Source organism: Thiocapsa sp. C2-2m, from assembly GCF_041903745.1.
GTDB lineage: Bacteria > Pseudomonadota > Gammaproteobacteria > Chromatiales > Chromatiaceae > Thiocapsa > Thiocapsa roseilacustris.
In genome coordinates, this window is sequence record NZ_JBBWVD010000012.1 from 44,248 (window position 1) to 68,722 (window position 24,475).

General features: G+C 64.7%; 28 protein-coding genes. 14 read left to right on the forward strand and 14 right to left on the reverse strand.

Going from position 1 to position 24,475, the window contains the following annotated elements:
• Positions 1 to 47: 47 nt before the first annotated feature.
• The 5 genes from AADX97_RS11050 to yihA all read left to right on the forward strand — a co-directional run bounded on the left by AADX97_RS11050 (position 48) and on the right by yihA (position 4,145).
• The gene (locus tag AADX97_RS11050; RefSeq protein ID WP_374234304.1) at positions 48 to 1,301 is read left to right on the forward strand and encodes a 6-phosphofructokinase; all 1,254 of its coding nucleotides are present in this window, start codon (positions 48 to 50) and stop codon (positions 1,299 to 1,301) included.
• Positions 1,302 to 1,743: 442 nt separating this feature from the next.
• Positions 1,744 to 2,292, forward strand: coding sequence for an inorganic diphosphatase (gene ppa / locus AADX97_RS11055; RefSeq protein WP_374234306.1), 549 nt, complete (start codon positions 1,744 to 1,746; stop codon positions 2,290 to 2,292).
• A gap of 136 nt (positions 2,293 to 2,428) precedes the next feature.
• Complete coding sequence (moaC, locus tag AADX97_RS11060) at positions 2,429 to 2,962, forward strand: cyclic pyranopterin monophosphate synthase MoaC (RefSeq protein ID WP_374234307.1); 534 nt, start codon at positions 2,429 to 2,431, stop codon at positions 2,960 to 2,962.
• Positions 2,963 to 3,000: 38 nt separating this feature from the next.
• Positions 3,001 to 3,486, forward strand: coding sequence for a bacteriohemerythrin (locus AADX97_RS11065; protein ID WP_374234308.1), 486 nt, complete (start codon positions 3,001 to 3,003; stop codon positions 3,484 to 3,486).
• 23 nt (positions 3,487 to 3,509) lie between these two features.
• On the forward strand, positions 3,510 to 4,145 hold the full coding sequence (gene yihA, locus AADX97_RS11070) for a ribosome biogenesis GTP-binding protein YihA/YsxC (RefSeq protein WP_374234309.1): 636 nt from the start codon (positions 3,510 to 3,512) through the stop codon (positions 4,143 to 4,145).
• An 80-nt stretch (positions 4,146 to 4,225) separates the two neighbouring features.
• Here yihA and AADX97_RS11075 read toward each other — a convergent pair whose 3' ends face one another.
• Positions 4,226 to 5,107, reverse strand: a complete 882-nt coding sequence (locus AADX97_RS11075) for a hypothetical protein (protein WP_374234310.1) — start codon at positions 5,105 to 5,107, stop codon at positions 4,226 to 4,228.
• A 381-nt stretch (positions 5,108 to 5,488) separates the two neighbouring features.
• Between AADX97_RS11075 and AADX97_RS11080 the strand changes: the two genes are divergently transcribed.
• On the forward strand, positions 5,489 to 6,976 hold the full coding sequence (locus tag AADX97_RS11080; protein ID WP_374234311.1) for a phosphomannomutase: 1,488 nt from the start codon (positions 5,489 to 5,491) through the stop codon (positions 6,974 to 6,976).
• 438 nt (positions 6,977 to 7,414) lie between these two features.
• On the opposite strand, the gene ptsP is transcribed toward AADX97_RS11080, so the two are convergent.
• The 13 genes from ptsP to AADX97_RS11145 all read right to left on the reverse strand — a co-directional run bounded on the left by ptsP (position 7,415) and on the right by AADX97_RS11145 (position 18,276).
• Positions 7,415 to 9,157, reverse strand: a complete 1,743-nt coding sequence (ptsP, locus tag AADX97_RS11085; RefSeq protein WP_374234312.1) for a phosphoenolpyruvate--protein phosphotransferase — start codon at positions 9,155 to 9,157, stop codon at positions 7,415 to 7,417.
• The gene (locus AADX97_RS11090) at positions 9,154 to 9,423 is read right to left on the reverse strand and encodes an HPr family phosphocarrier protein (RefSeq protein ID WP_374234313.1); all 270 of its coding nucleotides are present in this window, start codon (positions 9,421 to 9,423) and stop codon (positions 9,154 to 9,156) included. Before AADX97_RS11090 ends, ptsP begins: the two co-directional genes overlap by 4 nt.
• Complete coding sequence (locus tag AADX97_RS11095) at positions 9,420 to 9,827, reverse strand: PTS sugar transporter subunit IIA (RefSeq protein ID WP_374234314.1); 408 nt, start codon at positions 9,825 to 9,827, stop codon at positions 9,420 to 9,422. The genes AADX97_RS11090 and AADX97_RS11095 overlap by 4 nt, the downstream gene beginning before the upstream one ends.
• Complete coding sequence (gene rapZ, locus AADX97_RS11100) at positions 9,824 to 10,693, reverse strand: RNase adapter RapZ (RefSeq protein ID WP_374234402.1); 870 nt, start codon at positions 10,691 to 10,693, stop codon at positions 9,824 to 9,826. Before rapZ ends, AADX97_RS11095 begins: the two co-directional genes overlap by 4 nt.
• Positions 10,694 to 10,749: 56 nt before the next feature.
• Positions 10,750 to 11,712 carry an HPr(Ser) kinase/phosphatase gene (hprK, locus tag AADX97_RS11105; RefSeq protein ID WP_374234316.1) on the reverse strand — a complete coding sequence of 321 codons (963 nt, stop codon included), beginning with the start codon at positions 11,710 to 11,712 and terminating at the stop codon, positions 10,750 to 10,752.
• A 22-nt stretch (positions 11,713 to 11,734) separates the two neighbouring features.
• Complete coding sequence (locus AADX97_RS11110) at positions 11,735 to 12,184, reverse strand: PTS sugar transporter subunit IIA (RefSeq protein ID WP_374234317.1); 450 nt, start codon at positions 12,182 to 12,184, stop codon at positions 11,735 to 11,737.
• Positions 12,185 to 12,497: 313 nt separating this feature from the next.
• Complete coding sequence (hpf, locus tag AADX97_RS11115) at positions 12,498 to 12,833, reverse strand: ribosome hibernation-promoting factor, HPF/YfiA family (protein WP_374234318.1); 336 nt, start codon at positions 12,831 to 12,833, stop codon at positions 12,498 to 12,500.
• Positions 12,834 to 12,863: 30 nt separating this feature from the next.
• Positions 12,864 to 14,348, reverse strand: a complete 1,485-nt coding sequence (locus tag AADX97_RS11120; protein ID WP_374234319.1) for an RNA polymerase factor sigma-54 — start codon at positions 14,346 to 14,348, stop codon at positions 12,864 to 12,866.
• A gap of 181 nt (positions 14,349 to 14,529) precedes the next feature.
• The gene (lptB, locus tag AADX97_RS11125) at positions 14,530 to 15,282 is read right to left on the reverse strand and encodes an LPS export ABC transporter ATP-binding protein (RefSeq protein WP_374234320.1); all 753 of its coding nucleotides are present in this window, start codon (positions 15,280 to 15,282) and stop codon (positions 14,530 to 14,532) included.
• A gap of 88 nt (positions 15,283 to 15,370) precedes the next feature.
• Positions 15,371 to 15,892, reverse strand: coding sequence for a lipopolysaccharide transport periplasmic protein LptA (gene lptA / locus AADX97_RS11130; protein ID WP_374234321.1), 522 nt, complete (start codon positions 15,890 to 15,892; stop codon positions 15,371 to 15,373).
• Positions 15,889 to 16,515 carry an LPS export ABC transporter periplasmic protein LptC gene (gene lptC, locus AADX97_RS11135; RefSeq protein ID WP_374234322.1) on the reverse strand — a complete coding sequence of 209 codons (627 nt, stop codon included), beginning with the start codon at positions 16,513 to 16,515 and terminating at the stop codon, positions 15,889 to 15,891. Before lptC ends, lptA begins: the two co-directional genes overlap by 4 nt.
• The gene (gene kdsC, locus AADX97_RS11140; RefSeq protein ID WP_374234323.1) at positions 16,512 to 17,033 is read right to left on the reverse strand and encodes a 3-deoxy-manno-octulosonate-8-phosphatase KdsC; all 522 of its coding nucleotides are present in this window, start codon (positions 17,031 to 17,033) and stop codon (positions 16,512 to 16,514) included. The genes lptC and kdsC overlap by 4 nt, the downstream gene beginning before the upstream one ends.
• A gap of 223 nt (positions 17,034 to 17,256) precedes the next feature.
• A complete protein-coding gene (locus AADX97_RS11145) occupies positions 17,257 to 18,276 on the reverse strand; it encodes a KpsF/GutQ family sugar-phosphate isomerase (RefSeq protein WP_374234325.1) in 1,020 nt (339 codons plus the stop codon).
• A 185-nt stretch (positions 18,277 to 18,461) separates the two neighbouring features.
• On the opposite strand from AADX97_RS11145, the gene AADX97_RS11150 reads away from it, so the two are divergent.
• From AADX97_RS11150 to hisG, 8 genes are all read left to right on the forward strand, one after another.
• Positions 18,462 to 19,022: a hypothetical protein gene (locus AADX97_RS11150; RefSeq protein ID WP_374234326.1), complete on the forward strand. Its 561-nt coding sequence runs from the start codon at positions 18,462 to 18,464 to the stop codon at positions 19,020 to 19,022.
• Between the two features lie 116 nt (positions 19,023 to 19,138).
• Complete coding sequence (locus AADX97_RS11155; protein ID WP_374234327.1) at positions 19,139 to 20,068, forward strand: ABC transporter ATP-binding protein; 930 nt, start codon at positions 19,139 to 19,141, stop codon at positions 20,066 to 20,068.
• On the forward strand, positions 20,068 to 20,850 hold the full coding sequence (gene mlaE / locus AADX97_RS11160; protein WP_374234328.1) for a lipid asymmetry maintenance ABC transporter permease subunit MlaE: 783 nt from the start codon (positions 20,068 to 20,070) through the stop codon (positions 20,848 to 20,850). The genes AADX97_RS11155 and mlaE overlap by 1 nt, the downstream gene beginning before the upstream one ends.
• Before the next feature lie 5 nt (positions 20,851 to 20,855).
• Positions 20,856 to 21,320 (forward strand): outer membrane lipid asymmetry maintenance protein MlaD, encoded by a 465-nt coding sequence (gene mlaD / locus AADX97_RS11165; RefSeq protein WP_374234329.1) that lies wholly within the window; start codon positions 20,856 to 20,858, stop codon positions 21,318 to 21,320.
• Positions 21,320 to 21,937, forward strand: coding sequence for a phospholipid-binding protein MlaC (locus tag AADX97_RS11170; protein ID WP_374234330.1), 618 nt, complete (start codon positions 21,320 to 21,322; stop codon positions 21,935 to 21,937). The genes mlaD and AADX97_RS11170 overlap by 1 nt, the downstream gene beginning before the upstream one ends.
• Positions 21,934 to 22,248: a lipid asymmetry maintenance protein MlaB gene (locus AADX97_RS11175; protein ID WP_374234331.1), complete on the forward strand. Its 315-nt coding sequence runs from the start codon at positions 21,934 to 21,936 to the stop codon at positions 22,246 to 22,248. Before AADX97_RS11170 ends, AADX97_RS11175 begins: the two co-directional genes overlap by 4 nt.
• Before the next feature lie 217 nt (positions 22,249 to 22,465).
• Entirely contained in the window at positions 22,466 to 23,740 is a 1,275-nt protein-coding gene (murA, locus tag AADX97_RS11180; RefSeq protein ID WP_374234332.1) for a UDP-N-acetylglucosamine 1-carboxyvinyltransferase, read from the forward strand.
• Between the two features lie 32 nt (positions 23,741 to 23,772).
• Positions 23,773 to 24,474 carry an ATP phosphoribosyltransferase gene (gene hisG / locus AADX97_RS11185; protein ID WP_374234333.1) on the forward strand — a complete coding sequence of 234 codons (702 nt, stop codon included), beginning with the start codon at positions 23,773 to 23,775 and terminating at the stop codon, positions 24,472 to 24,474.
• Position 24,475 lies beyond the last annotated feature (1 nt).

Consider the following 24,475-nt stretch of genomic DNA (forward strand, 5'->3'; position numbering starts at 1 on the left):
GAACGACAAGCATCTAAAGACAAGCATCTAAAGACAAGGGGACAGATATGACAGCCAAGAATGCCTTTTACGCACAATCCGGCGGCGTCACCGCCGTCATCAATGCCTCGGCCTGCGGCGTGATCGAAACCGCGCGGCTGCACTCCGTGCGGATCGGCAAGGTCTACGCCGGGCGCAACGGCATCATCGGGGCCCTGACCGAGGATCTGATCGACACCGGCCGCGAGTCCGACGAGGCCATTGCCGCGCTGCGTTACACTCCCTCGGGCGCGTTCGGCTCCTGCCGCTACAAGCTCAAGAGCCTGGAGGCCAACAAGCGCGAGTACGAGCGTCTGATCGAGGTCTTCAAGGCCCACGAGATCGGCTATTTCTTCTACAACGGCGGCGGCGACTCGGCCGACACCTGCTACAAGATCTCCCAGCTCTCCGAGACCATGGGCTACCCGGTGCAGGCCGTCCATGTGCCCAAGACGGTCGACAACGATCTGCCGATCACCGACAACTGTCCGGGCTTCGGCTCGGTCGCCAAGTACATCGCCACCTCGACCCTGGAGGCCTCGTTCGACGTGCGCTCCATGGCCAAGACCTCGACCAAGATTTTCGTGCTCGAGGTGATGGGTCGGCATGCCGGCTGGATCGCCGCGGCGGGCGGATTGGTCGAAGACCACGGCATCCCGGTCCTGATCCTGTTTCCCGAGATCGAGTTCGACCAGGAGCGCTTCCTCGCCGCGGTCAAGCAGAAGGTCGAGCAGCACGGCTACTGCACCATCGTGGTCTCCGAGGGCGCGAAATATCCGGACGGCCGTTTCCTCGCCGAGCAGGGCACACGCGATGCCTTCGGCCATGCCCAACTGGGTGGGGCGGCACCGGTCGTGGCCAACATGATCAAGGATGCCACCGGCTACAAGTTCCATTGGGCGGTCGCCGATTATCTCCAGCGCGCGGCCCGTCATCTGGCCTCCAAGACCGACGTCGAGCAGGCCTATGCGATGGGGCGGGCGGCGGTCCAATTCGCCCTTGAGGGGCACAACGCCATCATGCCGACGATCAAGCGGGTCAGCCAGGACCCCTATCGTTGGGAGGTCGGCGAGGCGCCGCTGTCGGAGGTCGCCAACGTTGAGAAGTTCATGCCGCGTGAATTCATCTCGGACGACGGTTTCGGAATCACCCCGGTCTGCAAAGAATATCTGATCCCGCTGATCCAGGGCGAGGACTATCCGCCGTTCGAGAAGGGGCTGCCCAAGTACATCACGCTCAAGAACGTCGCGGTCGAGAAGCGGCTGCCGGCGTTCGAGATCTGAGGGGGCTCGGGGGGAGGCGGCCGCCGGCCGCCTGCTTTTGACTTCTCGTCTTTAGCTATCAGCTATCAGCTATCAGCTATCAGCTATCAGCTATCAGCTATCAGCTATCAGCTATCAGCTATCAGCTATCAGCTATCAGCTATCAGCTATCAGCTATCAGCTATCAGCTATCAGCTTCCGGCCTCCGGCATCCAGGCTTGAGGCTGACGGCTGACGGCTGACGGCTGACGGCTGACGGCTGGATCCGCTTGGCGATCGAATGCCGCGTCGATCTCGGGCGCGACGCCGGACGCGGCTCAGTCCGCGGACGATCATTGGGATTTCCCGGCACGGGATGGGCTACAATCGGGCGGAATCGACCTGACCCCGCCAACGCGACCGGCCGTGCATCGGCGATTCGGTTGTGTCCCGGCGATTCCATCCGAACCACGGAGGCTGACCCATGGATCCGAAGCGCGTCCCACGCGGCGACAATATCCCGAGCGAAATCAACGTCATAATCGAGATACCCTCGCACGCCGAGCCGGTGAAGTACGAGATGGACAAGGCGACCGGCGCTATGTTCGTCGATCGTTTCATGTCCACGGCGATGCACTATCCCTGCAACTATGGGTATGTGCCGAACACCTTGTCAGCGGATGGCGATCCGGTCGACGTGATCGTGGTCACACCTTATCCCCTGATCTCGGGGTCCGTCATCAAGTGCCGCCCGATTGGCGTGCTCAAGATGACCGACGAATCCGGGGACGATGCCAAGATCCTGGCACTCCCGATCGACAAGCTCTTCAAGGGTTACCGCGAGATCGAGAGTTTCCGCGACATGCCGGCCCATCTGCTCGATCAGATCTCTCACTTCTTTGAACATTACAAAGATTTGGATGAAGGCAAGTGGGTCCGCGTCTTGGGCTGGGGCGGCCGCGAAGACGCGCGCGAAGAGATCATGAACAGTGTGAAGATGTTTGAGGAAGCACCGGAGAAGCCGGCCTTCTGATGCGTCCGTCGCTCGCCCTTCCTCGGGGCGAGCGCCCTATACGGCGTCTCGGTCGGGCTATTCGCCGAGATCCTTGTCGTTCTCCCCTGTTGGTGTCCTTGCCGGCCCCTTAGACCCTCCACTTCGCGGATCGCAGATGCCGTTCACACATTTCGACGAGAAGGGTGCGGCCCGTATGGTGGATGTGGGGGATAAGGCCGTCACCAAACGCCGGGCCGTCGCAGAGGGGAGCATCCGGATGGAGCCGTCCACGCTCGACCTGGTCCTCAGCGGCGAGCACCGTAAGGGCGATGTGCTTGGGGTTGCGCGGATCGCAGGGATCATGGGCGCCAAACGCACCGCCGATCTAGTGCCCTTGTGTCATCCGTTGAGTCTGACCCGGGTCGCCGTCGAGCTGGAGCCGCGTGCCGAGTCCTCGGCCGTCTATTGTTCGGCTACGGTCGAGACTAGTGGCCCCACCGGGGTCGAAATGGAGGCGCTCTGCGCGGTGCAGATCAGTCTCTTGACCATCTACGACATGTGCAAGGCGGTGGATCGGGGCATGAGTATCGAAGGTGTACGCGTGCTTGAGAAGGATGGAGGGCAATCCGGCCGTTGGGTCCGGGGCGTTGCGTCTCCCGGCGACTGCGATCCGGATTCGGACGACCCCGTTACAGGCGATCCCGCTTGAGGTGACTCGGATGAGCGCCGCGCATCATGGAAAAAGCAATGACTCAATTCGTGGAGTGGTCAGCCGCGCTCAGCGTCGGCATCGACGAGATCGACGCACAGCACCAAGCCCTGATCGACTTGATCAACGAGCTGCAGGATGCGGTCGTCGCGGGTATCGAACGCGAGCGGCAGCTTGAGGTTCTCGGCAGGCTCGCCGAATACACCAAGATCCATTTCGCCGTCGAGGAGAGCCTGATGCGCATCTTCGGCTATCCGGATTACGAGCGCCACAAGACACAGCACGAAGGGCTGATCCGCAGCATGCTGGATCTGCAGCGTCGCCTCGACGTCGATCGGACGCCGCTCGACGAGGGCCTGATGCGGCATCTCAAGCATTGGCTGCTCGATCATATCCTGCACAGCGATCAGGATTACAGTCGATTCTTTCTCGCCGCAGGCGCCTTGTCGCGCCACCAAAAGCCGTCTTGGGCGACCCGGATGTGGGATCACCTGCACTTTTGCGGCTCCAAGTGTTGGAGTTAAACCGCATCCAGCCCCAGCTTACGATGAATCCATTCTACCAACGCGCCCATTTTCTGACGGCTGCCGCTCGGGTTGAGCAATGTCCCGCGGACGAGGGGCGCGAGGTTGCCTTTGCGGGGCGGTCGAATGCCGGGAAGTCCAGTGCGATCAATGCACTTTGCCATCAGAACGCGCTCGCCCGCACGAGCAAGACACCCGGACGGACGCAGCAGCTCATCTTTTTCGAGCTCGACGAGGCGCGGCGCTTGGTCGATCTCCCCGGTTACGGATATGCCAAGGTTCCGGATACGGTCAAGCGCGACTGGCAGCAGCACATGGCAGCCTATCTCGAGCAGCGTCGCTCGCTCGGCGGTCTCGTCGTCGTTATGGATATCCGCCACCCGCTCGCCGAGTTCGACCGCCAGATGCTCCATTGGGGTGGGCGAGCCGACCTGCCGATGCTCGTGTTGCTTACCAAGGCGGACAAGCTCAAGGCCGGGGCGGCCCGCGCAACTCAGCATGCGGTCGAGCAGGCCGTCTCGGGTATGGTGGGGGAGGTCGAGGTGATGCTGTTCTCGGCCCTAAAGCGACAAGGTGTGGACCCCGTTCAGCGGTTGCTCGACCTCTGGCTGGAGGTGGGCAACGCGATGACACCAGTCGGGCCTCCGGATCTCGACTGAATGCGGGCCGTCCGGGGGCGGGCCGAGGGCGCCGGTCGGATCGAGCCGGCGCCCCGTCAGCCCGCGTCGGCGTCCCTCGATCAGTTACCCATGCCCTGCCGAGGCAGACCTTGGTCGTAACCGGGTGCACCGTAACCGGGCATCATGGGCGGATGACCCATACCGCCACCCTGCTTGCCCGGATAGGGCATGCCTCCGGGATACCCGCCTTGGGGGCCGTAACCGTATCCTTGGCCTTGGGGCTCATAATAGCCGCCGTAAGGCGGCATGCGCGGCATTTCGGGCATCGGGGGAGGGCTTCCGAACAGGGCGCGGGCCGCCTCGATTTGTTCTTCGCTCATCGCCTCGACCGTCTTGCGATAGGTCTCGAATTGCTCCTCCATCTCTTTGCGGCGTTGCTCGGCCTCCGCCCAGGGCGGCGTCTCGGGCATCTCGATCCCGCGTTCCTCCGCGTCGGCGCGCATTTGCTGCCAATGGGCGTCGCGCATGGCGCGGCGCTCTTCGGGGGTCATGGAGCGCATCTGCTCACGCATCGCCCGTCGTTGCTCGCGCATCGCCTCCATGTCTTCGGGCGACATGCCGCGACCCTCGGGCATGGCCGGCGGCTCAGGCATCGGCGGCCGCTCGCTCGACTCCCACGGCGGTGTTTCGGGGAGCGCCAGGCCGATCTCGGCGGCACGCGCGCGCAGTTCTTCGTAGCGTTTTTCCCGTTCGGCCGTCATGGCGGCCCGGCGCTCTTCGGCCTTGGCTCGAGCCGCCTCGGCCGGTGTCGGTGCATCCGTCGAGGCATTGGCAGGCGCACTGGTCGGCGCATCTGCCGGAGCCGATGCCGCTTCGTTTGTCGGCTCGACCGGCGTTGGGTTCGCGTCCGGCGCCTGCGGATCGGCGAAGGCGCCTTGGCCGATGACGAGCGCCAGCGTTGCCGCCGAGACGAGCGGAATCATGCGAGACGTGTCGGGCATGGAGGTACTCCTCGATGTGGTGGTCGTCAGTGAAGTTCGGCGGATCCGTCGCCTTCGGCGCGGTGTTGCTTGACCGGGCAGGCGTGGCCGAGCCCATCTCCGTGATCCTGCACCGGTTGCCGCCGTGGCCGTCGGGAATCAACATCCTTTGTGCTTTATCAGGGCAGGTCGATGCCCCGAGACGAACGTCGACAGCACCTCCGAGCTTAACCGATCCGTGACCCCGAGGGACACCCCCTTTCGGACGGTGATCGAGCTGAACGGCAGTCGTCTTCGGCCGTGCAGCGCCGCCATGCGCCGACCCACGCCATCCACCTCCTCCCCGGGTTAGGATGGGGCCGCGTAGGTTACGATAGCCCGAAATCGACGCGAGGAGCATGTATGCAGATCGGCGACTTGATGACCATGAGCGGGGTGGCGTTCGGAACCAGCGGTGCACGCGGGTTGGCGCAGGCGATGACCGATCGGGTGTGCTATGCCTACACGGCGGGCTTTCTCGGCTATCTTCGCGCGAGCGGCGGGCTCGCGGCGGATGCTCAGGTCGGCTTGGGTGGCGATCTGAGACCTAGCACAAGCAGGATCCTCATCGCCTGCGCCCGGGCGGTGCTGGATCTCGGCTGCCGACCCCGCTATCTGGGGCGTATCCCGAGTCCGGCCGTTGCCGCCTGGGGACTGGCGCGCGGTGCTCCGAGCCTAATGGTGACCGGCAGCCACATCCCGGACGACCGCAACGGCATCAAGTTCAATCTGCCGACGGGCGAGATCCTCAAGCGCGACGAGGAGGGTATCCGCGCGCAACCGCTCGAGGTTGCCGAGACGCTCTTCGACGCGGCCGGCACCTTTGTCGAAGATCAGTCCGCCGCGCTTCCGAAAGAGGATCCCGTCGCCTATCGCGACTATCTCGATCGCTATCTGGATTTCTTCCCGTCGCGTTGCCTGGGCGGTCTGCATGTCGGTGTCTACGAGCATTCCAGCGTCGCTCGGGGCGCCTATGTCGATGTGCTGGAAGGGCTCGGCGCACGCGTGACGCGCCTGGGATTCTCGGAGGTCTTTGTCCCCGTCGATACCGAAGCGATTCGCCCGGAGGATGTTGCGCTCGCGCACGATTGGGCCGCGACGGGGCGTTTCGACGCCCTGGTTTCCGCCGACGGGGACGGCGACCGTCCGCTGGTCGGCGACGAGACGGGAGACTGGTTGCGCGGGGACATCGCCGGGATCTTGTGCGCGCGCCAACTCGGCGCCCGCGGGGTGGTGACGCCCGTGAGCAGCAACACGGCGGTCGAGCGATCCGGTTGCTTCGAGACGGTGCTGCGCACCCGGATCGGATCGCCCTTCGTTATCGAAGGGATGCAGAACCTCATCGACCGAGGCATGGACCGCGTGGTCGGCTACGAGGCGAACGGCGGCTTCCTGATCGCCACCGACATCGAGCAGGACGGCCGAATCCTGCCGGCCTTGCCGACCCGCGATGCGGTCTTGGTCGCGATCGCCATCCTGCGCGCCGCAGTCGAGCAGGGAAAACCCGTGTCTGCCCTGTCCGCCGATCTCCCGCGTCGCTTCACGTGGAGCGATCGTCTGAAGGATTTCCCGACCGAGATCGCTCGGGAGCGTCTTGCCGAGATCCATCGCGGCGATCCCGCCCGAGACAAGGCCGCCGCACAGGCCATCTTCGGCGCCGCATTCGGTTCGGTCGCCGATCTGGATGTCACCGATGGCCTGAGGATTACCTTCGTAAGCGGCGAGATCGCGCACCTGCGCCCGTCGGGCAACGCGCCCGAGCTGCGCGCCTATACCGAGGCCGACAGTCCGGAGCGCGCGGAGGAGATGAATCGGATCTGCATGGAGATCCTCTCGCGCTGGCGTGCTTAAACCGCGTTCGGCATGGCCCGCGCTCGTCGGCGGGTCGGTGCGGCCTCGCAGCAGCCCACAGCCGTCGGCGCGACGCGGTTTAAGGAATTTTGGAAATGATTCAAGAACAGCCGATAGCCGTAGGATGGGTAGAGCACAGCGAAACCCATCCTCCACGCGCCAACGCCCCGCTTGCGGCACCGACAGACCACAGCGAAATCCATTCTGTCCGCGCCAAGGTCATCCGATCGAAACCCGGAAGCGCGGCGCTTTGGAGGATGGGTTTCACTATCGCTCTACCCATCCTACGCGTGAATCAAGGTGTTCACCTTGCTTCTGCATCGTCTCTTAGATTTTCCTTTTCTTAAACCGCGTCAGGGATAAGGCCTTTGGTGGCCTCAAGGGTGCCGTTTTCAGGCCGAGATTGATGTAGACCGTCGGACGCGGTTTAAGCGCGGTTTAAGCGGCGTTGAGCTCGTCGATCAGGCCCCCCGGGTCCGTGTCGTCGAGGCGGGCATAGAGTGCTTCGGTGCGGCGTTGTAAATCGCGTGTGTCGGCCTGCAGCACGAGCTCTTTAACATCCAGGATGGCGCCCGGCTGCATGCTGAATTCGCGTAGGCCCATTCCGAGCAGCAGGCGGGTGAAGCGCGGATCGCCTGCCATCTCGCCGCACATGCTGACCGGTCGGTTCAACTCGCGCGCGGCCTCGATGGTCATGCGCACCAACCGCAGGATCGCCGGGTGGGTGGGGTCGAACAGGTAGTTGACGCCGTCGTCGAGTCGGTCGATCGCAAGGGTGTACTGGATCAGGTCGTTGGTGCCGATCGACAGGAAATCCAGGCGGCGCGCGAGCGCGCGAGCGCAGAGGGCTGCCGCGGGGACCTCGATCATGGCGCCGATCGGGAGTCGCGGGTCGTAGTCGAGACCGTCAAGGTCGAGTTGACCTTTGATCTGCCGGATCAGCGCGAGAACCGTATCGACCTCGTGGACGTTGGAGACGAGCGGAAGCATCAGGCGGATCGGGCCGATCGCGGAGGCACGCAGGATCGCGCGCAGCTGCGGCCGGAAGAGATCGGGCTCCTTCAGGCAGAGTCGGATCGCGCGTAGTCCGAGCGCCGGGTTCGAGACCCCGGGGCCCGGCTCGAGCAGGGTATCGACGCGTTTGTCGACGCCTAGATCGAGTGTGCGGATGGTCACGGGGATCCCGCCGAGCCCGGCGACGATCTCGGCATAGCTCGCCAGATGCTCCTCCTCGTCGGGGAGATCCCGGCGATTCATGTAGAGGAACTCGGTGCGATAGAGACCGACCCCGCTGGCCCCATTGGCCTTCGCAAGCGCCACGTCCTCGGGGAGCTCGAGATTCGCGAGGAGACCGATCTCAACCCCGTCGCGCGTGACGGACGCTCGTCCGACCAGACCGCGCAGGCGCACCTGACGGGCCTCCGCCGCGCGCAGGCGGTCGCGGAAAAAGTCCAGCGTCAGCGGATCGGCATCGGCAAGGACGGTGCCGGTCTCGCCGTCGACCAAGATGAGCTCGCCTTGGCGCAGATAGCGGGTGATGTTGTGGATGCCCATCACGGCGGGTACCCCGAGGCTACGCGCCAGGATCGCCGTGTGGGACATGGGCCCACCGAACTCGGTCACGAATGCGACCGCGCCGCGATGACGCAGTAGAATCGCATCCGCGGGCGTGATATCGCGCGCCACCACGACCCGACCTTCCAGATCCTGCGCCGAGGGCTCGTCGTGCTCGACCGCGCCCTGCAGAAAGGTCTGAATCTGCTGAACGACATGCTCGACGTCGTCGCGGCGGGTGCGCAGATAGGGGTCGTCCATCTCGTCGAAGACCCGCACCAGGGTGTCGCGTTGCCGTTGCAGCGCCCACTCGGCATTGCAGAGCTGCTCGGCGACGATGCGGCGCACCTCATCGACCAAGGCGGCGTCTTCGAGCATCAGCAGGTGCGTGTCGATGAACTCGGCGATGTTGAGCGGCGTGTGGCGCGGGATCTGGTTGCGCACGGCCTTCAGGGCCTGGCGCGCTGCCGTGACCGCCAGGTCCAGTCGCTCGATCTCGGCGGCGACTTGGTCGGCCTCGATCGAGGATTGTAAGACGGTACTGCCGCCGCGCCCGTCCACGAAGGCAGGTCCGAGTGCCAGCGAGCGGCTCGTCGAGATGCCGATCCCCTGAAAGGCGGTGGTCATTCCGACTCTCCGAAGCGATTGCCGATCAACGCCTCGATCGCCGCCATGGCGGCATCCTCGTCCTCGCCGGTGGCCTCGACCCTGATCCGGGTGCCCTGACTCGCGGCCAGCATCATCACGCCCATGATGCTTTTACCGTTGACGCTCTGACCGCGCCGCTCGATCTCCACATGGCTGACGAACCGTCCGGCACATTGCACGAGCTTGGCCGCCGCGCGCGCATGCAGACCGAGCTTATTGAGGATCTCAATCTCTTTGCGAATCATGCACGGTCGTCTCTTCGGGGGCAGAGCAAGACGCCGTCGCGCCCGCCCTGCAGCGCCTTCTCGGCCACGGCATCCAGGTCGAGCGAGGCGTAGGTCAGAGCGCGCAACAACATGGGTAGATTCAGGCCGGCGATGACGCTCAACCGCTCGTGGATCGCGAGCAGCGATACCGCGACGTTGGCCGGTGTCGAGCCGTAGAGATCCGTCAGGATCAGGACGCCCTCGCCCGCGTCCAAGCGCTCCAAGCACTCGGCGGCTTGCGCCGTCAGGATCTCGCAAGGCACGTCGTTGACGACATCCATCGCCTCGACCCCCGGCGGACGTCCGCCGAGAATCGCCGTCGCGACCCGCAGCAGGTCCGCGCCGAACGGCTGATGGGTGATCATCAGGAGCCCGACGCTCAAGGCAGATCCCGATGCCGCACCATCACCTGATGGCCGTCGGACTCGAAATGATGCCGCAGGGATTCGGTCATATAGACCGAGCGGTGCTGCCCGCCCGTGCAGCCGATCGCAATCGTCAGATAGCTGCGTCCGTCCGTCTCGAAGCTGGGGATCCAGCGATCGAAGAACCCCTGGATGTCGGCGCGCATTCGGCAAAAGGCTCCCGCGGAATCGAGAAATTCCATCACGGGGCGATCGCGCCCGGTCAAGCGCCGAAGCTCGGGTTGCCAATGTGGATTGGGCAGGCTGCGCAGGTCGAAGACGAAGTCAACATCGTGCGGGACCCCGTGCTTGAAGCCGAAGGACTGAAGCAGGATGGATACCTTCGGCGAGTCGCCGCCGACCAAGCGGCTGCGCACCAGATCGCGCAGCTCGTGGACATTGGTCAGGGTCGTGTCGATACGAATGTCCGCGCAGCTTCGAATCGGCTCGAGGAGTTGGCGCTCGAGCGCGATCGCCTCCGGCAGCGAGCGGTCGCCGCGGGTCAAGGGGTGCTTGCGACGGGTCTCGCTAAAGCGCTTGATCAGGGTTTCGGTCTGGGCGTCGAGGAAGAGGACATCGCAGCCGATGCCGCGCGCGCGTGCCGAGCGAACCAGCTCGGGAAGGTGTCGGAGCTCTTCCGGGCCGCTGCTCGGGCTGGTGCGGGCGTCGATGCCGACCGCCGTCTTCATGAAGGCGTCGTCGAGCCCCTCGTGCAGTCCGAGGGCCAGATCCTGCAGCAGGAAGAGCGGCAGGTTGTCGATGCAGTAAAAACCCACGTCTTCCAGGGTATGGAGTGCGACGCTCTTGCCCGAGCCGGAGAGGCCGCTGAGGATGACGAGCCTCATCGGCTTGCCGACGGACTGAGGCGGTTCAAGCACCTGCTCCTCTGCCGGTGGTTGCATCATGACGGTGATCTCGGCGGGTCGGGTCGATCGATGCTGATGGCACGGGCCTGGCGGTCGACGAAGTCGACGCCGGCATCGTATCCGCGAATGCGTAAAATCTGGTGTCGTACGGCCGCCTCCACCAGGATCGCCAGATTGCGACCGGGTGCGACCGGCATCGTGATCTTGGGGACGGCGACCCCGAGGATGGTGCGGACCGAGAGACTGCCGCTGAGGCGATCGATGCACTCGAGCTGCTGTTGGTCGAGCGGCTGGAGATCGATAATGAGATTCAGCGTCTTGCTGCGCACGACGGCGCCCTCGCCGAACATGGCGCGGATGTTGAGAATCCCCAAGCCACGGACCTCGAGAAAATCACGCAGCGCCTCGGGACAGGTGCCCTCCAGGGTCTCCGGGGCAATGCGTGCGAAACGCGGCGCGTCGTCGGCGATGAGGCGATGGCCACGCGCGATCAGATCGAGCGCCAGCTCGCTTTTGCCGACGGCCGGATCGCCCACTAGGAGGACGCCCATGCCCAAGACCTCGATGAAGACGCCGTGCACCGTGCGGCGCTCGGCGAGCGCATGGGTAAGGAAATAACGCAGATGATTGATCAGCTCCTCGTCGCCCAGGGAGGAGCCGAGCAGCGGCGTGTGTGTCCGCTCGGCGGCCTCGCGGAAGGCAAACTCCGGATCAATGCCGTCGGAGAAGATGACGGCGGCCGGATGATCCGAGAAGAGCTTGTCCACGGTCTCGCCGAAGGCGGTCCGGCCCAGATCCGCCAGGTAGAGGATCTCGGCGTGTCCGATGACCTGCAGGCGATTGGGGTGGATGCAGTTCAGGGAGCCGATCAACGACTGCCGGGAGCGTCCCGGATCGTCGCCGCGCAGCGGGCGCGCGGTCGCCGGCTCCGGCGTGATCCAGCGCAGCTTGAGCCGGGGTCCGGTCTGGTCGATCAGGGATTGCAGGCTGTCGATCATCGCTGGCGGCCCGTCTCGACCGCTAGGTGGCCTTCAGAAGGTCCAGAATGACCGCGGGCGAGTCGGCATCGCGCAGTCGTGACCGCGTTGCGGACTCGCTGAAGCGACCCGCCAGATAGGCGAGCAGTTGGAGGTGCTCCTCGGTCGCGGTCTCCGGAACCAAGAGCGCGAAGGCGAGATCGACCGGCTCGCCGTCGGCCGCGTCGTAATCCACCCCACGCGTGGTTTGCACGAAAGCGCCGATGACGTGCGAGACATCTTTGACCCGCGCGTGCGGTAGGGCGACGCCGTGGCCTAGACCGGTGCTTCCGAGCCGTTCCCGCTCGAGAAGGCGCTCGAAGACAGTCTCCGTGCTCAAGCGTGGGTGGTCGTTGGCAAGCAGCTCGGCAAGGGTCTCGAGCAAGCGCTTCTTGCTGGCAATCTCAAGCCCTTGACCGATCCGGGCCTCGTTGATCAGTGCGGGGCTGAGCATCGGTATCGGCTCCCGTGCGCCGCTGGTAAGCGGCACTTCGGCTGGCTTCTGGATCGCTGTCCGCACGGCGATGGCGGGCGAAGGTGTCTGCTCATGGATCCTGAATATCGTGGTTAGTGTTTAGTGGTTAGTGGCTAGAAACAAATTCTTGAACTGTGCCGTCACGACCGGAACGCCAAAAAAGCGGCGCGTATTGGGTCTGTCCTCGGATGCTCCGGTCGGGGCCGTCGATTGCGTCTGCCGACCCCGTGCCGGATCCCGTTCGTTAAATGCCTTCGACGGGCAGGAGCGCCCCTCGGAGGTCTCGGGTACGTCAGATCCGATCGGGCTCTTCGCCCTCGCTGATCTTCGGGTTCGCGCCGCGATGATCGCTCTTCTTCTCCTTGTGGCGCAGCACTTGGCGATCGAGTTTGTCGATCAGTCCGTCGATCGCGGCATACATGTCCTCGTGGACAGAGTCGGCAAAGACTTTGTTGCCGTTGATATGCAGAGTGGCCTCCGCCTTTTGGGCAAGCTTTTCAACGCTCAGAACGACATGAGCGTTGATGACGTGGTCGAAGTGCCGCGCAAGGCGCTCGAACTTCGTGTCGACGTAGCCTTTCAGCGCGTCGGTGACGTCGATGTGATGACCCGTCAGGTTGATCTGCATCTGTTGACTCCTTATGGTTCAAACGGCCTGTTAATCCAGGCGCTTGCGCTCGTTCGAGGGTGGAACCCCCATGGCCTCGCGGTACTTGGCGACAGTTCGCCGCGCGACGTTGATCCCCTGATCGGCAAGCTCCTGTGCGATCTTGCTGTCGCTCATGGGCTTTTTCGCGGACTCGGCGGCGATCAGCTTGCGGATCAGGGCGCGAATCGCGGTCGACGAGCATTCCCCGCCGGAAGCGGTGTTGACGTGCGAGGAAAAGAAATACTTGAACTCGAAGCTCCCCCGCGGCGTATGCATGAATTTCTGTGTGGTTACTCGAGATACGGTCGACTCGTGCAGCTCCAATGCCTCGGCGACATCGCGCAGAACCATCGGCTTCATCGCCTCGTCCCCGTGCTCGAAGAATTCCTGCTGCATCTCGACGATCTTCGCGCCGACGCGCAGCACCGTGTCGTTGCGGCTGGCCAGGCTCTTGATGAACCAGCGTGCCTCCTGCAAATGGCTCTTCAAGGTGACGCCGTCCGCGCTTTGATCGGCGCGCCGGATCAGGCGCGCATAGTCGGCGTTCACTCTGAGTTTAGGCATCGACTCGGGATTTAGCTCGACCGACCATCGGCCCTCGCGTTTGCGCACGAAGATATCCGGGACGACATACTGGGCCGGCGTGCCGGCGATCAGGCTTCCGGGGCGCGGATTGAGCCGACGGATCAACGTCAGCGCACCGGCAACGGTCTCCTCGGGTTCCTTCAACTGACGCACCAGGGAGGCGACGTCGCGCTTGGCCAGATACTCGAACCCGTCGCGGCAGATCGCCGTCGCAGCGCTCCGACATGGCGTTTGGGGGGGCAGCTGACTCAGTTGGATCAGCAGACATTCCGCAAGGTTGCGGGCACCCACGCCCGGCGGGTCGAAGGACTGAATGCGGTGAACGACCGCCTCCACTTCCTCTGCACTGATCTCGGGATGGTCGATGGTCAGGAGCAGCTCGTCGACATCGATGCGCAGATAGCCGTCGGCGTCGATCGAATCGATGACCGCTTGGGCGATCATGTTGTCGCGCTCGCTCAGCCTGCAGAGGTTGAGCTGCCACGCGAGGTGGTCGAGCAGTGTCTGAGGGCGGCTCTGCTGGGCAAAGGGATCGTAATCCGAACCGTCGTCCGAGCCGTGCGACGTGCTCGGCAAGTAGGAATCGAAGACATCGGTCCAGAGCGTGTCGACCGGCAGCTCCTCGGGCATCTCGTTGGATTCGGCGTGAATCTCGCGGTCGACGGCTTGCTCGACCGAACCCCGCGGTGTTTCGATATCTTCGCTTTGGATCGTGCCCGTCTGCTGCTCCTCGCCGGCGTTGAAGCGGTCCGCGTCGTCGCCTTCCTCCAACATCAGGTTGGTATCCAGCGCCTCCTGAATCTCCTTCTGAAGCTCCAGGGTCGAGAGCTGCAACAGACGGATCGCCTGCTGCAACTGAGGCGTCATGGTCAGGTGCTGGCCGAGCCGAAGCTGGATGGATTGCTTCATGGATCGCGGATGCGCTTCTCGAGGTGTTCGATCAGGTGGCCGCCATGGCCCATGCTGCTCGATTCTAGCCGTTTCAGTCCGGTGAAGGCGTCATCAGCCGTGGCAGGATCCCATCTTACACCCAACATCTCGGAAAGAGCAGCCAACCGATGCACGTGCCGATGCGCATGCGGGCTCGCCCCTACATGGAAAAATCCGCGCCAAGGTAGACATCGCGGACCTGCTGATCGGCCAGAAGCTGCGCCGGGGTGCCCGCCGCGATGACGCACCCCGAGCTGATGATGTAGCCTCGATCACAGATATCGAGCGTCTCGCGCACGTTGTGATCGGTGATCAGCACGCCGATCCCGCGATCGCGCAGATGCGAGACAATGGCCTTGATGTCGCCGACGGCGATAGGGTCGACCCCGGCGAAGGGCTCGTCGAGCAGCATCACCAGGGGGTCGACCGCGAGCGCGCGTGCGATCTCGAGGCGCCGTCGCTCCCCGCCCGAGAGGCTGAGCGCGAGCGATCCGCCGACATGGGCGATCCCGAGCTCTTCGAGCAGGCGCTCGCAGCGCAGGTTGCGATCAGCCCGAGAAAGGTCGCCGCGCGCCTCCAGGATGGCGAGGATGTTGTCGCGCGCGCTGAGCTTGCGAAACACCGAGGGTTCCTGTGCCAGATAGCTCAGGCCGGCGCGTGCGCGCGCATGCATGGGTTTTAGGGTGATGTCCTGCCCGCTCAGCGCGATACGGCCCTCGTCCGCGGGAATGAGGCCGACGATTAGATAGAAGCAGGTGGTCTTGCCCGCCCCGTTCGGTCCGAGCAGGCCCACGACCTCGCCGGCGTCCACGCCGACGCTCACATCGCGTAAAACTTGACGGCCGCGATAGCTCTTCTTCAGATGCTCCGCGCGCAACGTGCTGGACCGGCTACCCGAAACAAGGTCGTTCATCTGAACCGCGCTGGCTCCGAGGCTATTGGCGGCATCCGAAATGCGCTCCCGCATCGACCCCGGTGATTGCCTCCGGCGCGGTTCAGTTTCATTCCTCCTCCGGCGTGATGGTGATCTTGACCCGTCCGCCGCCCCCCGCACGGAAATGGGCGCGGGCGCGATCATAGACGATGCGCTCGCTCGCGACGCGGTCGGCTCCCTGAATCAGCAAGGCGTCCTCGATGAGGGTGAGCTCGTCCTTGTCGGCGTCGTATTCCATGCGCCTGGCGAAGGCCAGGACCTCGCCCTCGTCGTTGTCGAGGAGCTGTTTGAAGCTGGCCGGCGCGCCGAGTGCGATAATAAAGCGCGGGCGGCGGTCGTCGCGATGGTAAACGGTCACATGATCGCCGAGAAGCCGCATGCTCCCCTGGTCGACTTGGACATTGCCGACATAAATACTGGTGTTCTCCGCCTCCAGGACCTCGACATCGTCTGCTTCGATCAGGATGGGTTGGCTCGCATCGTCCTCGAGCGCCGCCGCCGTGGCGCACGCGAGGGTGATGACGCAGGCCAGGGTCGCGGCCAGGGCGGAGCCCCGGCGCTGACGGTCGTAGAATCCTCTGTCGCTCATGGCTCCTCGATCTGCTCGGGTGCGATAAAGATATGTGCGCGTCCGTCGAACTGGGCACGCACGGGCTCGTCGTACCAGAGGCGCATCCCGGTCGCGGTCAGCCGATCCAACGCGCTGTTGACTTGGACCGGTCGATCGGTTTCGGCGAAGGCCTGTTTGTGCCAGATGCGCATCAGCTCGGTCTCCATCCGGGTGGCGGGCCGACTCGCGTCACCCTTGCGCTCAAGCTCCACGGCGCCCTCGAGACGGACCTCTTCGCCGCCGGGGAGGACCAGGCCGCTATTCGCGCGTGCGCGCCAGGGCTCGGCTTCGGTCTCGCCTTCACGCTGAAAGAGTGTCATGCGCGGGCGATCCAGCTCCGAGAGATCCTCCTCGACATACTGGCGCAGCTCCTCGGCGATCAAGCGCCGGCTCGGTTTGCCCGTGTCGTCGGTCTCGACAGCGGTGAAGCGTGCAACGACATAATCCGGGAGCCGCGCACGCTCGACCTCGGGTGCGGCCGGCTCGGGTTCGGGGCGCAGCTGCCACCATCCCAACAGTCCGGAGCCGACGAAGAAGGCGGCGAGCATCCACTGCCGTGAGGACCAGATCGGCAGGTCGCTGACCCGAAGTCGTCCGCTCATGGCGTGCCGGAGACGATCCGCGCCCAGGTTCCCTGCGCCTCCATGACGAGCTCGCAGACCTCGCGCGCGGCCCCGCGACCGCCGCGCGCTTGGGTACAGAGATGGGCGTGGCCGCGCACCAAATGGTGCGCGTCTGCGACCGCGATGGCGAGCCCGACCCGACGCATGATCGGCAGATCCATCAGATCGTCTCCGACATAGGCGATGGCCTCGTCGTCGAGAGACAGGTCGCGTTTGAGCGTCTCGTAGGCCGGAAGCTTGTCGCGACAGCCCTGGAAAAGGTGCTCTACGCCCAGACTTTGCATGCGGATGCTCACCACCTGCGAGGTCCGGCCCGTGATGATCCCGATCTGCACCCCGCTCTCCTGAAGCATCACCATACCGTGTCCGTCACGCGAGTTGAACGCCTTGTACTCTTGGCCGTCGTCGCCGAGATAGAGGCTGCCGTCGGTCAGCACCCCGTCGACGTCGAAGATGACCAGGCGGATCCGGGCGGCGCGTTCGAGGATGTCTTGCATGGGGTCAGTCCTCTTGGGTGTCGAGTCGGGGGGCCGGGGGGAGCCTCCGGTTTCTAGTCTCCAGCTATCAGCTATCAGCTATCAGCTATCAGCTATCAGCTATCAGCTATCAGCTATCAGCTATCAGCTTTCAACCTTTGGCTGGCGGCCGGTAGCTGACGGCTGGTGGCCGGCGGCTGACGGCTGATAGCTGATAGCTGATAGCTGAAAGCTGGCGGCTTCCTCACATGACCCCTGCGCGCAGTAGATCGTGCATGTTCAGTGCGCCGACGGGTCGGCCGGCGTCGTCGATGACCAGCAGCGCGTTGATGGACCGCGACTCCATGAGGCGCAGGGCCTCGGCAGCAAGGGCCTCGGCCTGGATCGTGATGCAGTTGGGGGTCAGTAGGGTGTCGATGGCGGTGCGATGGACATCGATCCCGCGGTCGAGCGCGCGTCGCAGGTCGCCGTCGGTGAAGATCCCGGCAAGGCGGCCGTCGTCGTCGACCACGGCGCTCATGCCCAGGCCTTTGCGGGACATCTCTTCCAGGGTGGCGCGCAAGGTCGTGCCTAGAGGGACCGACGGCAACTGCTCGTCGCGGTGCATGACCTCGCCGACATGCAGCAACAGCCGCCGTCCGAGACTGCCGGCCGGATGGGAGCGGGCGAAGTCCTCGGCGGTGAAACCGCGGCTCTCGAGCAGGGCGATGGCCAGGGCATCGCCCATCACCAGGGTTGCGGTGGTGCTTGAGGTCGGGGCAAGGCCGAGCGGACAGGCCTCGCTCGCGACGCTCACGTCGAGATGGACGTCGCCCTCTCGCGCCAAGGTTGATTTGGGCTTGCCGGTCATACTGATCAGGGGCACGCCGAGCCGTTTGAGCAAGGGCAGCAGCATCAAGAGCTCGGCCGTTTCGCCAGAGTTGGACAGGGCCAGGACCACGTCGCGGGGCGTGATCATCCCGAGGTCGCCATGGCTGGCCTCGCCCGGATGCACGAAGAAGGCGGGGCTACCGGTGCTGGCCAGGGTCGCCGCGATTTTGCCGCCGATGTGGCCCGACTTACCCATCCCGAGGACGACGATGCGGCCCTCGCAGGCCAGCAGGTAGCGGCACGCGGCGACGAAGTCGTCGTCGATCCGCTCGGCCAAGGCGGTGACCGCGCCGGCCTCGGTCTCCACGACGGCGCGCCCGAGCGCCTTGATCTTGGCCGATTCGCCAAGCGCGAGTTGAGCCGGCAGGCTGCCGAGTCTGCGTGGATCTGTCATGCTGGTCCGAGGTCCTCCATCGCGCCCCTTCGCGCATCGGCAATGGCGCGATGCAAAATACACCAACGATCGCCCCGCTGTCCCCCGGGGCGATCGCCCCGCCTAGGTGGCTTGGCGCGGTACGTCGTTGCACCACAGGGCATCGTCAAGATAGAAGATAATCCGATCGGAGTGACCTCGAGAACATGAGCCGCATTCTCCCCGTTAGAACCGGATGGGATCCGTCGCCCGACGACGACTTCTATCCCGACGACCTCCCCGAGGATTGGCGGTTGACCTATTTTGCCAATATGCTCGGTGCCGTTGCGCTTGACGCCGACGCCTGGGACTCTGCCGATGTGGGAACTCTCGCGCAATGGTGCCGCGATGTGCCGGCAACATTCGCATTCTATCTTCACCATGACACCTGCGCAGTGGCGGTCTCTGAGTCTGTCGGGACTCAAGCAGGTCTCGGCGAGCATTTCGGCGGTTGGATCCTGTGCCCGGATCAAGGCCACGGAGGCGACCTTACCGGGTCTGCATACGTGCTGCTCGAATGCGTCGCCGCGGCAGCGGGGTCGCGCGCATCGGCCCTTGCCTGTGCGGTGCCCGCAGGGCTCTATACCGACCTGCGCGCTGCGCGCGGCTGGTTGGAGGAGCTTGCGGCGGCGGCCCGAGGGCGACCCGCGCTCGCCTTGATGGGCAGAGCGCGGTTCGAGGACGTGAGCCGCTGGCAGTCACTCGTAGAGCTGCTCGGCCTAGGTTGACGATCGGGGTTGACGATCGGGGTTGACGATCGGGGTTGACGATCCGGCGGTTGACGCTCCGACACGAGCCCGCCAGAATGCCGGGTTTTCCAACCGCGCCGACAGCGATACGATCTATGGGAAGTCGACGCACCCGAGCGACGCCCCCCGCCGCAGTCTCCGCGATCGGCTCCTTCGAGCCCGCGGCGACGCCCGATGCCGCACGCCCCGGACCTTCGCCGGAGAAGGGCTCGCGTCCCGGCGGCGATGTTCTGGTAAAGATCCGCGGACTTTCTTTCCGCCGCGGCTCGCAGGTCGTGCTCCATCGGGTCGACATGGACATCCGGCGCGGCGCAGTGACCGCCGTCATGGGGCCGAGCGGCACGGGCAAGACGACCCTGCTCAAGCTGATCACCGGGCAGCTCCGCCCGGACGCCGGGAGCATCGAGGTCGATGGCGAGCCTGTTCACACGCTCGGAAAATCGGCGTTGTTTCGGCTGCGTCGGCGCATGGGGATGCTGTTCCAAAGCGGCGCTCTGCTGACCGACTTGAATGTCTTCGAGAACGTCGCCTATCCGTTGCGCGAGCATACGGATCTGGGCCCGTCGATGCTGCGCAAGCTTGTGCTCCTGAAGCTCGAGGCGGTCGGTCTGCGCGGCGCGCGCGACCTGATGCCGAGCGAGCTCTCCGGAGGCATGGCGCGTCGCGTGGCCCTGGCCCGGGCGATCGCGTTGGATCCCGACATGATTCTCTATGACGAGCCCTTCACGGGTCAGGATCCCATTTCCAAGGGGATGCTGGTGACCCTGATCCGACAGCTCAACGACGCCGCCGGCCTGACAAGCGTCCTGGTGTCCCACGATGTGGACGAGACGGCCAGTATCGCCGACCACCTTTACGTGATCTCACACGGGGAGGTCATCGCGCAGGGAACGCCGCAGGAGATCGCCGCGGACCGCTCGGCCTGGGTACGTCAGTTCATGGACGGCCTGCCGGACGGCCCCGTGCATTTCCACTATCCGGCGCCGCCCTTGGCGGATGATCTGTTGCCGCGGGGTGCCGCCTGATGCTTCTGGACGGCTTGGCGCGACTGGGACGCAGCGGGCTCGGCGCGCTCGAGCGACTCGGTCGAGCACATCTGCTGCTCGCCGGCATGGTGCTGGGCATCGGCGAGATCCTGCGACGTCCGGGTCTGCTGATTGCGCAGCTCTTCAATATCGGCGTGCTCTCGATGCTGATCATCGGGGTGTCCGGGTTGTTTGTCGGCATGGTGCTGGGTCTTCAAGGCTATTACGTGCTTGCCCAGTTCGGGGCGGCGGAGAGCCTCGGCGTCATGGTCGCGGCCTCGTTGGTGCGCGAGCTCGGCCCGGTGGTCACTGCCCTTCTGGTGGCCGGGCGTGCCGGCTCGGCCCTGACCGCCGAGATCGGTCTGATGAAGGCAACCGAGCAGCTCTCGGGTCTGGAGATGATGGCGGTCGATCCGGTGCGCCGCATCCTGACCCCGCGCTTTTTCGGCGGGGTCCTTGCGATGCCGCTGCTCGCGGCCATGTTCAGCGCGGTCGGCGTGCTCGGCGGCTATTTCGTTGGTGTCGGTCTGCTCGGCGTGGATTCGGGAGCCTTCTGGAGTCAGATGCAGTCAAAGGTCGACTTCCATGAGGACATCGTCAATGGCGTGCTCAAAAGCGTCGTTTTCGGGGTCGTGGTGACCTGGATCGCACTGTTCCAGGGGCATGACTCGGTCCCGACCTCGGAGGGCGTGAGCCGGGCGACGACGCGCTCCGTGGTCCACGCTGCACTCGCAGTGCTGGGACTCGACTTCGTCTTGACGGCCTTGATGTTCGGGGAATGATGGGTATGGGAAAACAACGCGGCATCGAGATCCTGGTCGGCCTCTTCATGGCGGTGGGCTTCGTGGCCCTTTTCTTCCTGGCGATGCAGGTCAGCAACCTGAGCGCGGCGGTCAACAGCGACGGCTATCGCTTGACCGCGCGTTTCTCCAACGTCGGCAGTCTCAAGGCAAGGTCGCCGGTGAGCATGGCCGGCGTGCGCGTCGGGCGTGTCGAGGCGGTGACCTTCGATAAGGACACCTACGAGGCGGTGGTGGCCATGCGCATCGATGCGGCCACGGATACCATCCCGGACGACACCTTCGCGAACATCTTCACAGCCGGTCTGCTCGGGGAGCAGTACATCGCCCTCGAGCCGGGCGGGAGCATGGAATATCTGCGCGACGGCGACGAGATCGCCCACACCCAGTCGGCCCTGATCCTGGAGCAGATGATCGGACAATTCCTATTCAGTAAAGCCGGAGGCGACTAATGCCGTATCGAGGTTCCTTCTTCCTTCTCTTTGCCCTGCTCGGGGTGCTTTGGACGAGTGCGTCTTTCGCCTATGCCGACGACGCGACGGCCTTGGTCAAGCGCACCACCGAGAACATGCTGAAGACGCTCGAAGCGCGTCGTTCCGAAGTCGACCGTGATCCTTCGCTGATCTTCGGGATGATCGAGAGCGGGGTCGCCCCGCATTTCGATTTCGATCGTATCACCCAAGGCGCGGTCGGTCAGTCCTGGCGCGACGCGACCCCCGCGCAGCAACGCGCACTGGTCAACGGCTTTAAACAGGTCTTGGTCCGAACCTATGCGCGCTCGATCCTGAGCTATTCGGGCGAAGAGATCCGCTACCTGCCGATCAAGCCGGGTCGCCAGCCCTCCACCGTCACCGTCTCCACCGAGATCCTCTCGCCCGGTTCCGCGCCGATCCCGGTCGACTATCGGATGCACAACAACGCCGGAGGCTGGAAGGTCTACGACGTGGTCATCAACAATGCCAGCCTGGTCGGGAACTACCGCACGAGCTTCGCAAACGAGATCCGCCGGGGCGGGATCGACGGTCTGATCGCAACGCTCGGCGAGATGAATACCCGGACGCGCGAATGAAGGAGGCGCGACTGACGCCCCTCGGCGAGGGGCGTTATTCTCTGGACGGCGTGCTGGACTTCTCGACGGTCAACCGTGTCGCCGTCGGCGGAATCGCCTTGTTCAAGCGGGATGCCTTGGTCGATATCGACCTTGCCGGTGTGGAGTCCGCGAACAGCGCGGGGCTCGCACTCTTGCTGGAGTGGTTGGACGTCGCCCGTGCGCGTGGCGCCCGTGTGACCTATCGGAACCTGCCGGATTCGCTAGTGCGGATCGCTGCCGTGTCGAACCTCGCCGCACTCTTGCCTATGGAAACCGCCATCGGTCGCTGAGGCTCCGGCGCCGCGGGTGCGTCTTTGCCCGGATGTCGACGCGCCCTGCGCGCCCCCGCCGTCGACCACATCAATCCAACCGTTTCCGAGACCTCATTTCCGAATGCTATGTTTTTTAATATCTTAAACCGCGCCAACTCCGGCGGTCGTCAAGTCTGCCCGGGCCGATCCCACCCAAGAACATCGCATGCCGCTCTGTGCGCGGTTTAAGGTCTTCATGGATAAGCTTCTCATCACAGGCGGTACCCCGTTGCAGGGTCGGGTTCGCGCGTCCGGCGCGAAGAACGCCGCCTTGCCGATCCTCGCCGCCACCCTCCTAGCCGATGCGCCCGTCACACTCGGCAACATCCCGCGTCTGCGCGACATCCGAACCACGTTGGAGCTGCTCGGACGCATGGGTGCCTCCTTGTCGCTCGAAGACGGATGCAGGGTCGAGGTGCAGCCCCGCGAGCTGACCAGCTTCGCCGCGCCCTACGAGCTGGTGAAGACCATGCGCGCCTCGATCCTGGTGCTCGGACCGCTGCTTGCCCGCTACGGGCAGGCCGATGTCTCCCTGCCGGGTGGTTGCGCGATCGGGGCGCGGCCGGTCAACCTGCATATCGATGGCCTGCGCGCCATGGGTGCCGAGATCCATGTGGAGGGCGGCTACATCCGGGCGCGTGCGCAACGGCTGCATGGCGCGCGTCTGGTCATGGATCTGGTTTCGGTCACCGGGACCGAGAATCTGCTGATGGCCGCGACCTTGGCCAAGGGCGAGACCCTGATCGAGAATGCGGCGCGCGAGCCCGAGGTGATCGATCTTGCCGAGTTTCTGATCGCCCTGGGTGCGCGCATCGAGGGCGCCGGAACCGACCGGATCTACATACAGGGCGTGGAGCGTCTCGGCGGTGCAGTCTACGAGGTCATGCCCGATCGCATCGAGACCGGGACCTTCCTGGTTGGCGCGGCCATGACCGGCGGCTGTGTTACGGTCACCCACACGCGGCCGGATTGTCTGGATGCCGTGCTTCAGAAGCTGCGCGAGGCCGGCGCCGAGATCGAGGTCGGCACGGACTCGATCCGGCTCGACATGCAGGGCAAACGCCCGCGCGCCGTCGACATCCACACGGCCCCGCATCCCGCGTTTCCGACCGACATGCAGGCCCAGTTCTGTGCCTTGAACAGCATCGCCGAAGGGGTCGGGACCATCACCGAGACCATCTTCGAGAACCGTTTCATGCATGTGCTCGAGCTGCAGCGTATGGGCGCGGACATCCGCATCGAGGGTAATGTCGCCATCTGCCGCGGTGTGGAGCGACTCACCGCCGCGCCCGTCATGGCGACCGATCTGCGCGCCTCGGCCGGTCTGGTGCTGGCCGGGCTCGTCGCCTCGGGCGAGACGCTGATCGACCGCATCTATCACCTCGACCGCGGTTATGACAACATCGAGGCAAAGCTCTCGGCCCTGGGCGCGGCGATTCGCCGAACCGAAGGGGCAGGGACGAGCCGATAGGGGCTACTCGCAGCCAACAGGACAGCGACATTATGAGTCTCGACACGCCGCTTACCATCGCGCTCTCCAAGGGTCGGATCTTCGACGAGACCCTGCCGCTCCTGGCCCATGCCGGCATCGAGCCGCTCGACGACCCCGAGACCAGCCGCAAGCTGATCCTCGAGACCAACATGCCGCATGTGCGCTTTCTCATCATCCGCGCGAGCGACGTGCCGACCTATGTCCAATACGGCGCCGCGGATCTGGGCGTGTCGGGCAAGGATGTGCTGCTTGAGCACGGCGGCGAGGGGCTCTACGAGCCGCTCGACCTCGGTATCGCGCGCTGTCGTCTGATGGTCGCCGGTCTGCCGGATGTGGCCGCACCCGCGACGCGGCGGCTGCGGATCGCGACCAAATATGTCAAAAGCGCTGAGCGCTACTATGCCTCCAAGGGTGAGCAGGTCGAGATCATCAAGCTCTACGGCTCGATGGAGCTCGCTCCACTGGTCCATCTGTCCGATCGGATCGTCGATTTGGTGGAGAGCGGCAACACCCTGAAGGCCAACGGTCTGGTCCCGCTCGAGCACATCGCCGACATCAGCTCGCGCCTGGTGGTCAACAAGGCATCTTGGAAGATGAAACATTCCGGGGTCACGACCTTGCTGGACGCGCTGCGCGAGGCCGTGGCGAGCCGATCGGCACCAGCCCAATCGGCCCAAACCCAATCGGATCGGTCGCGCGGGCCGGGGAGCTGAG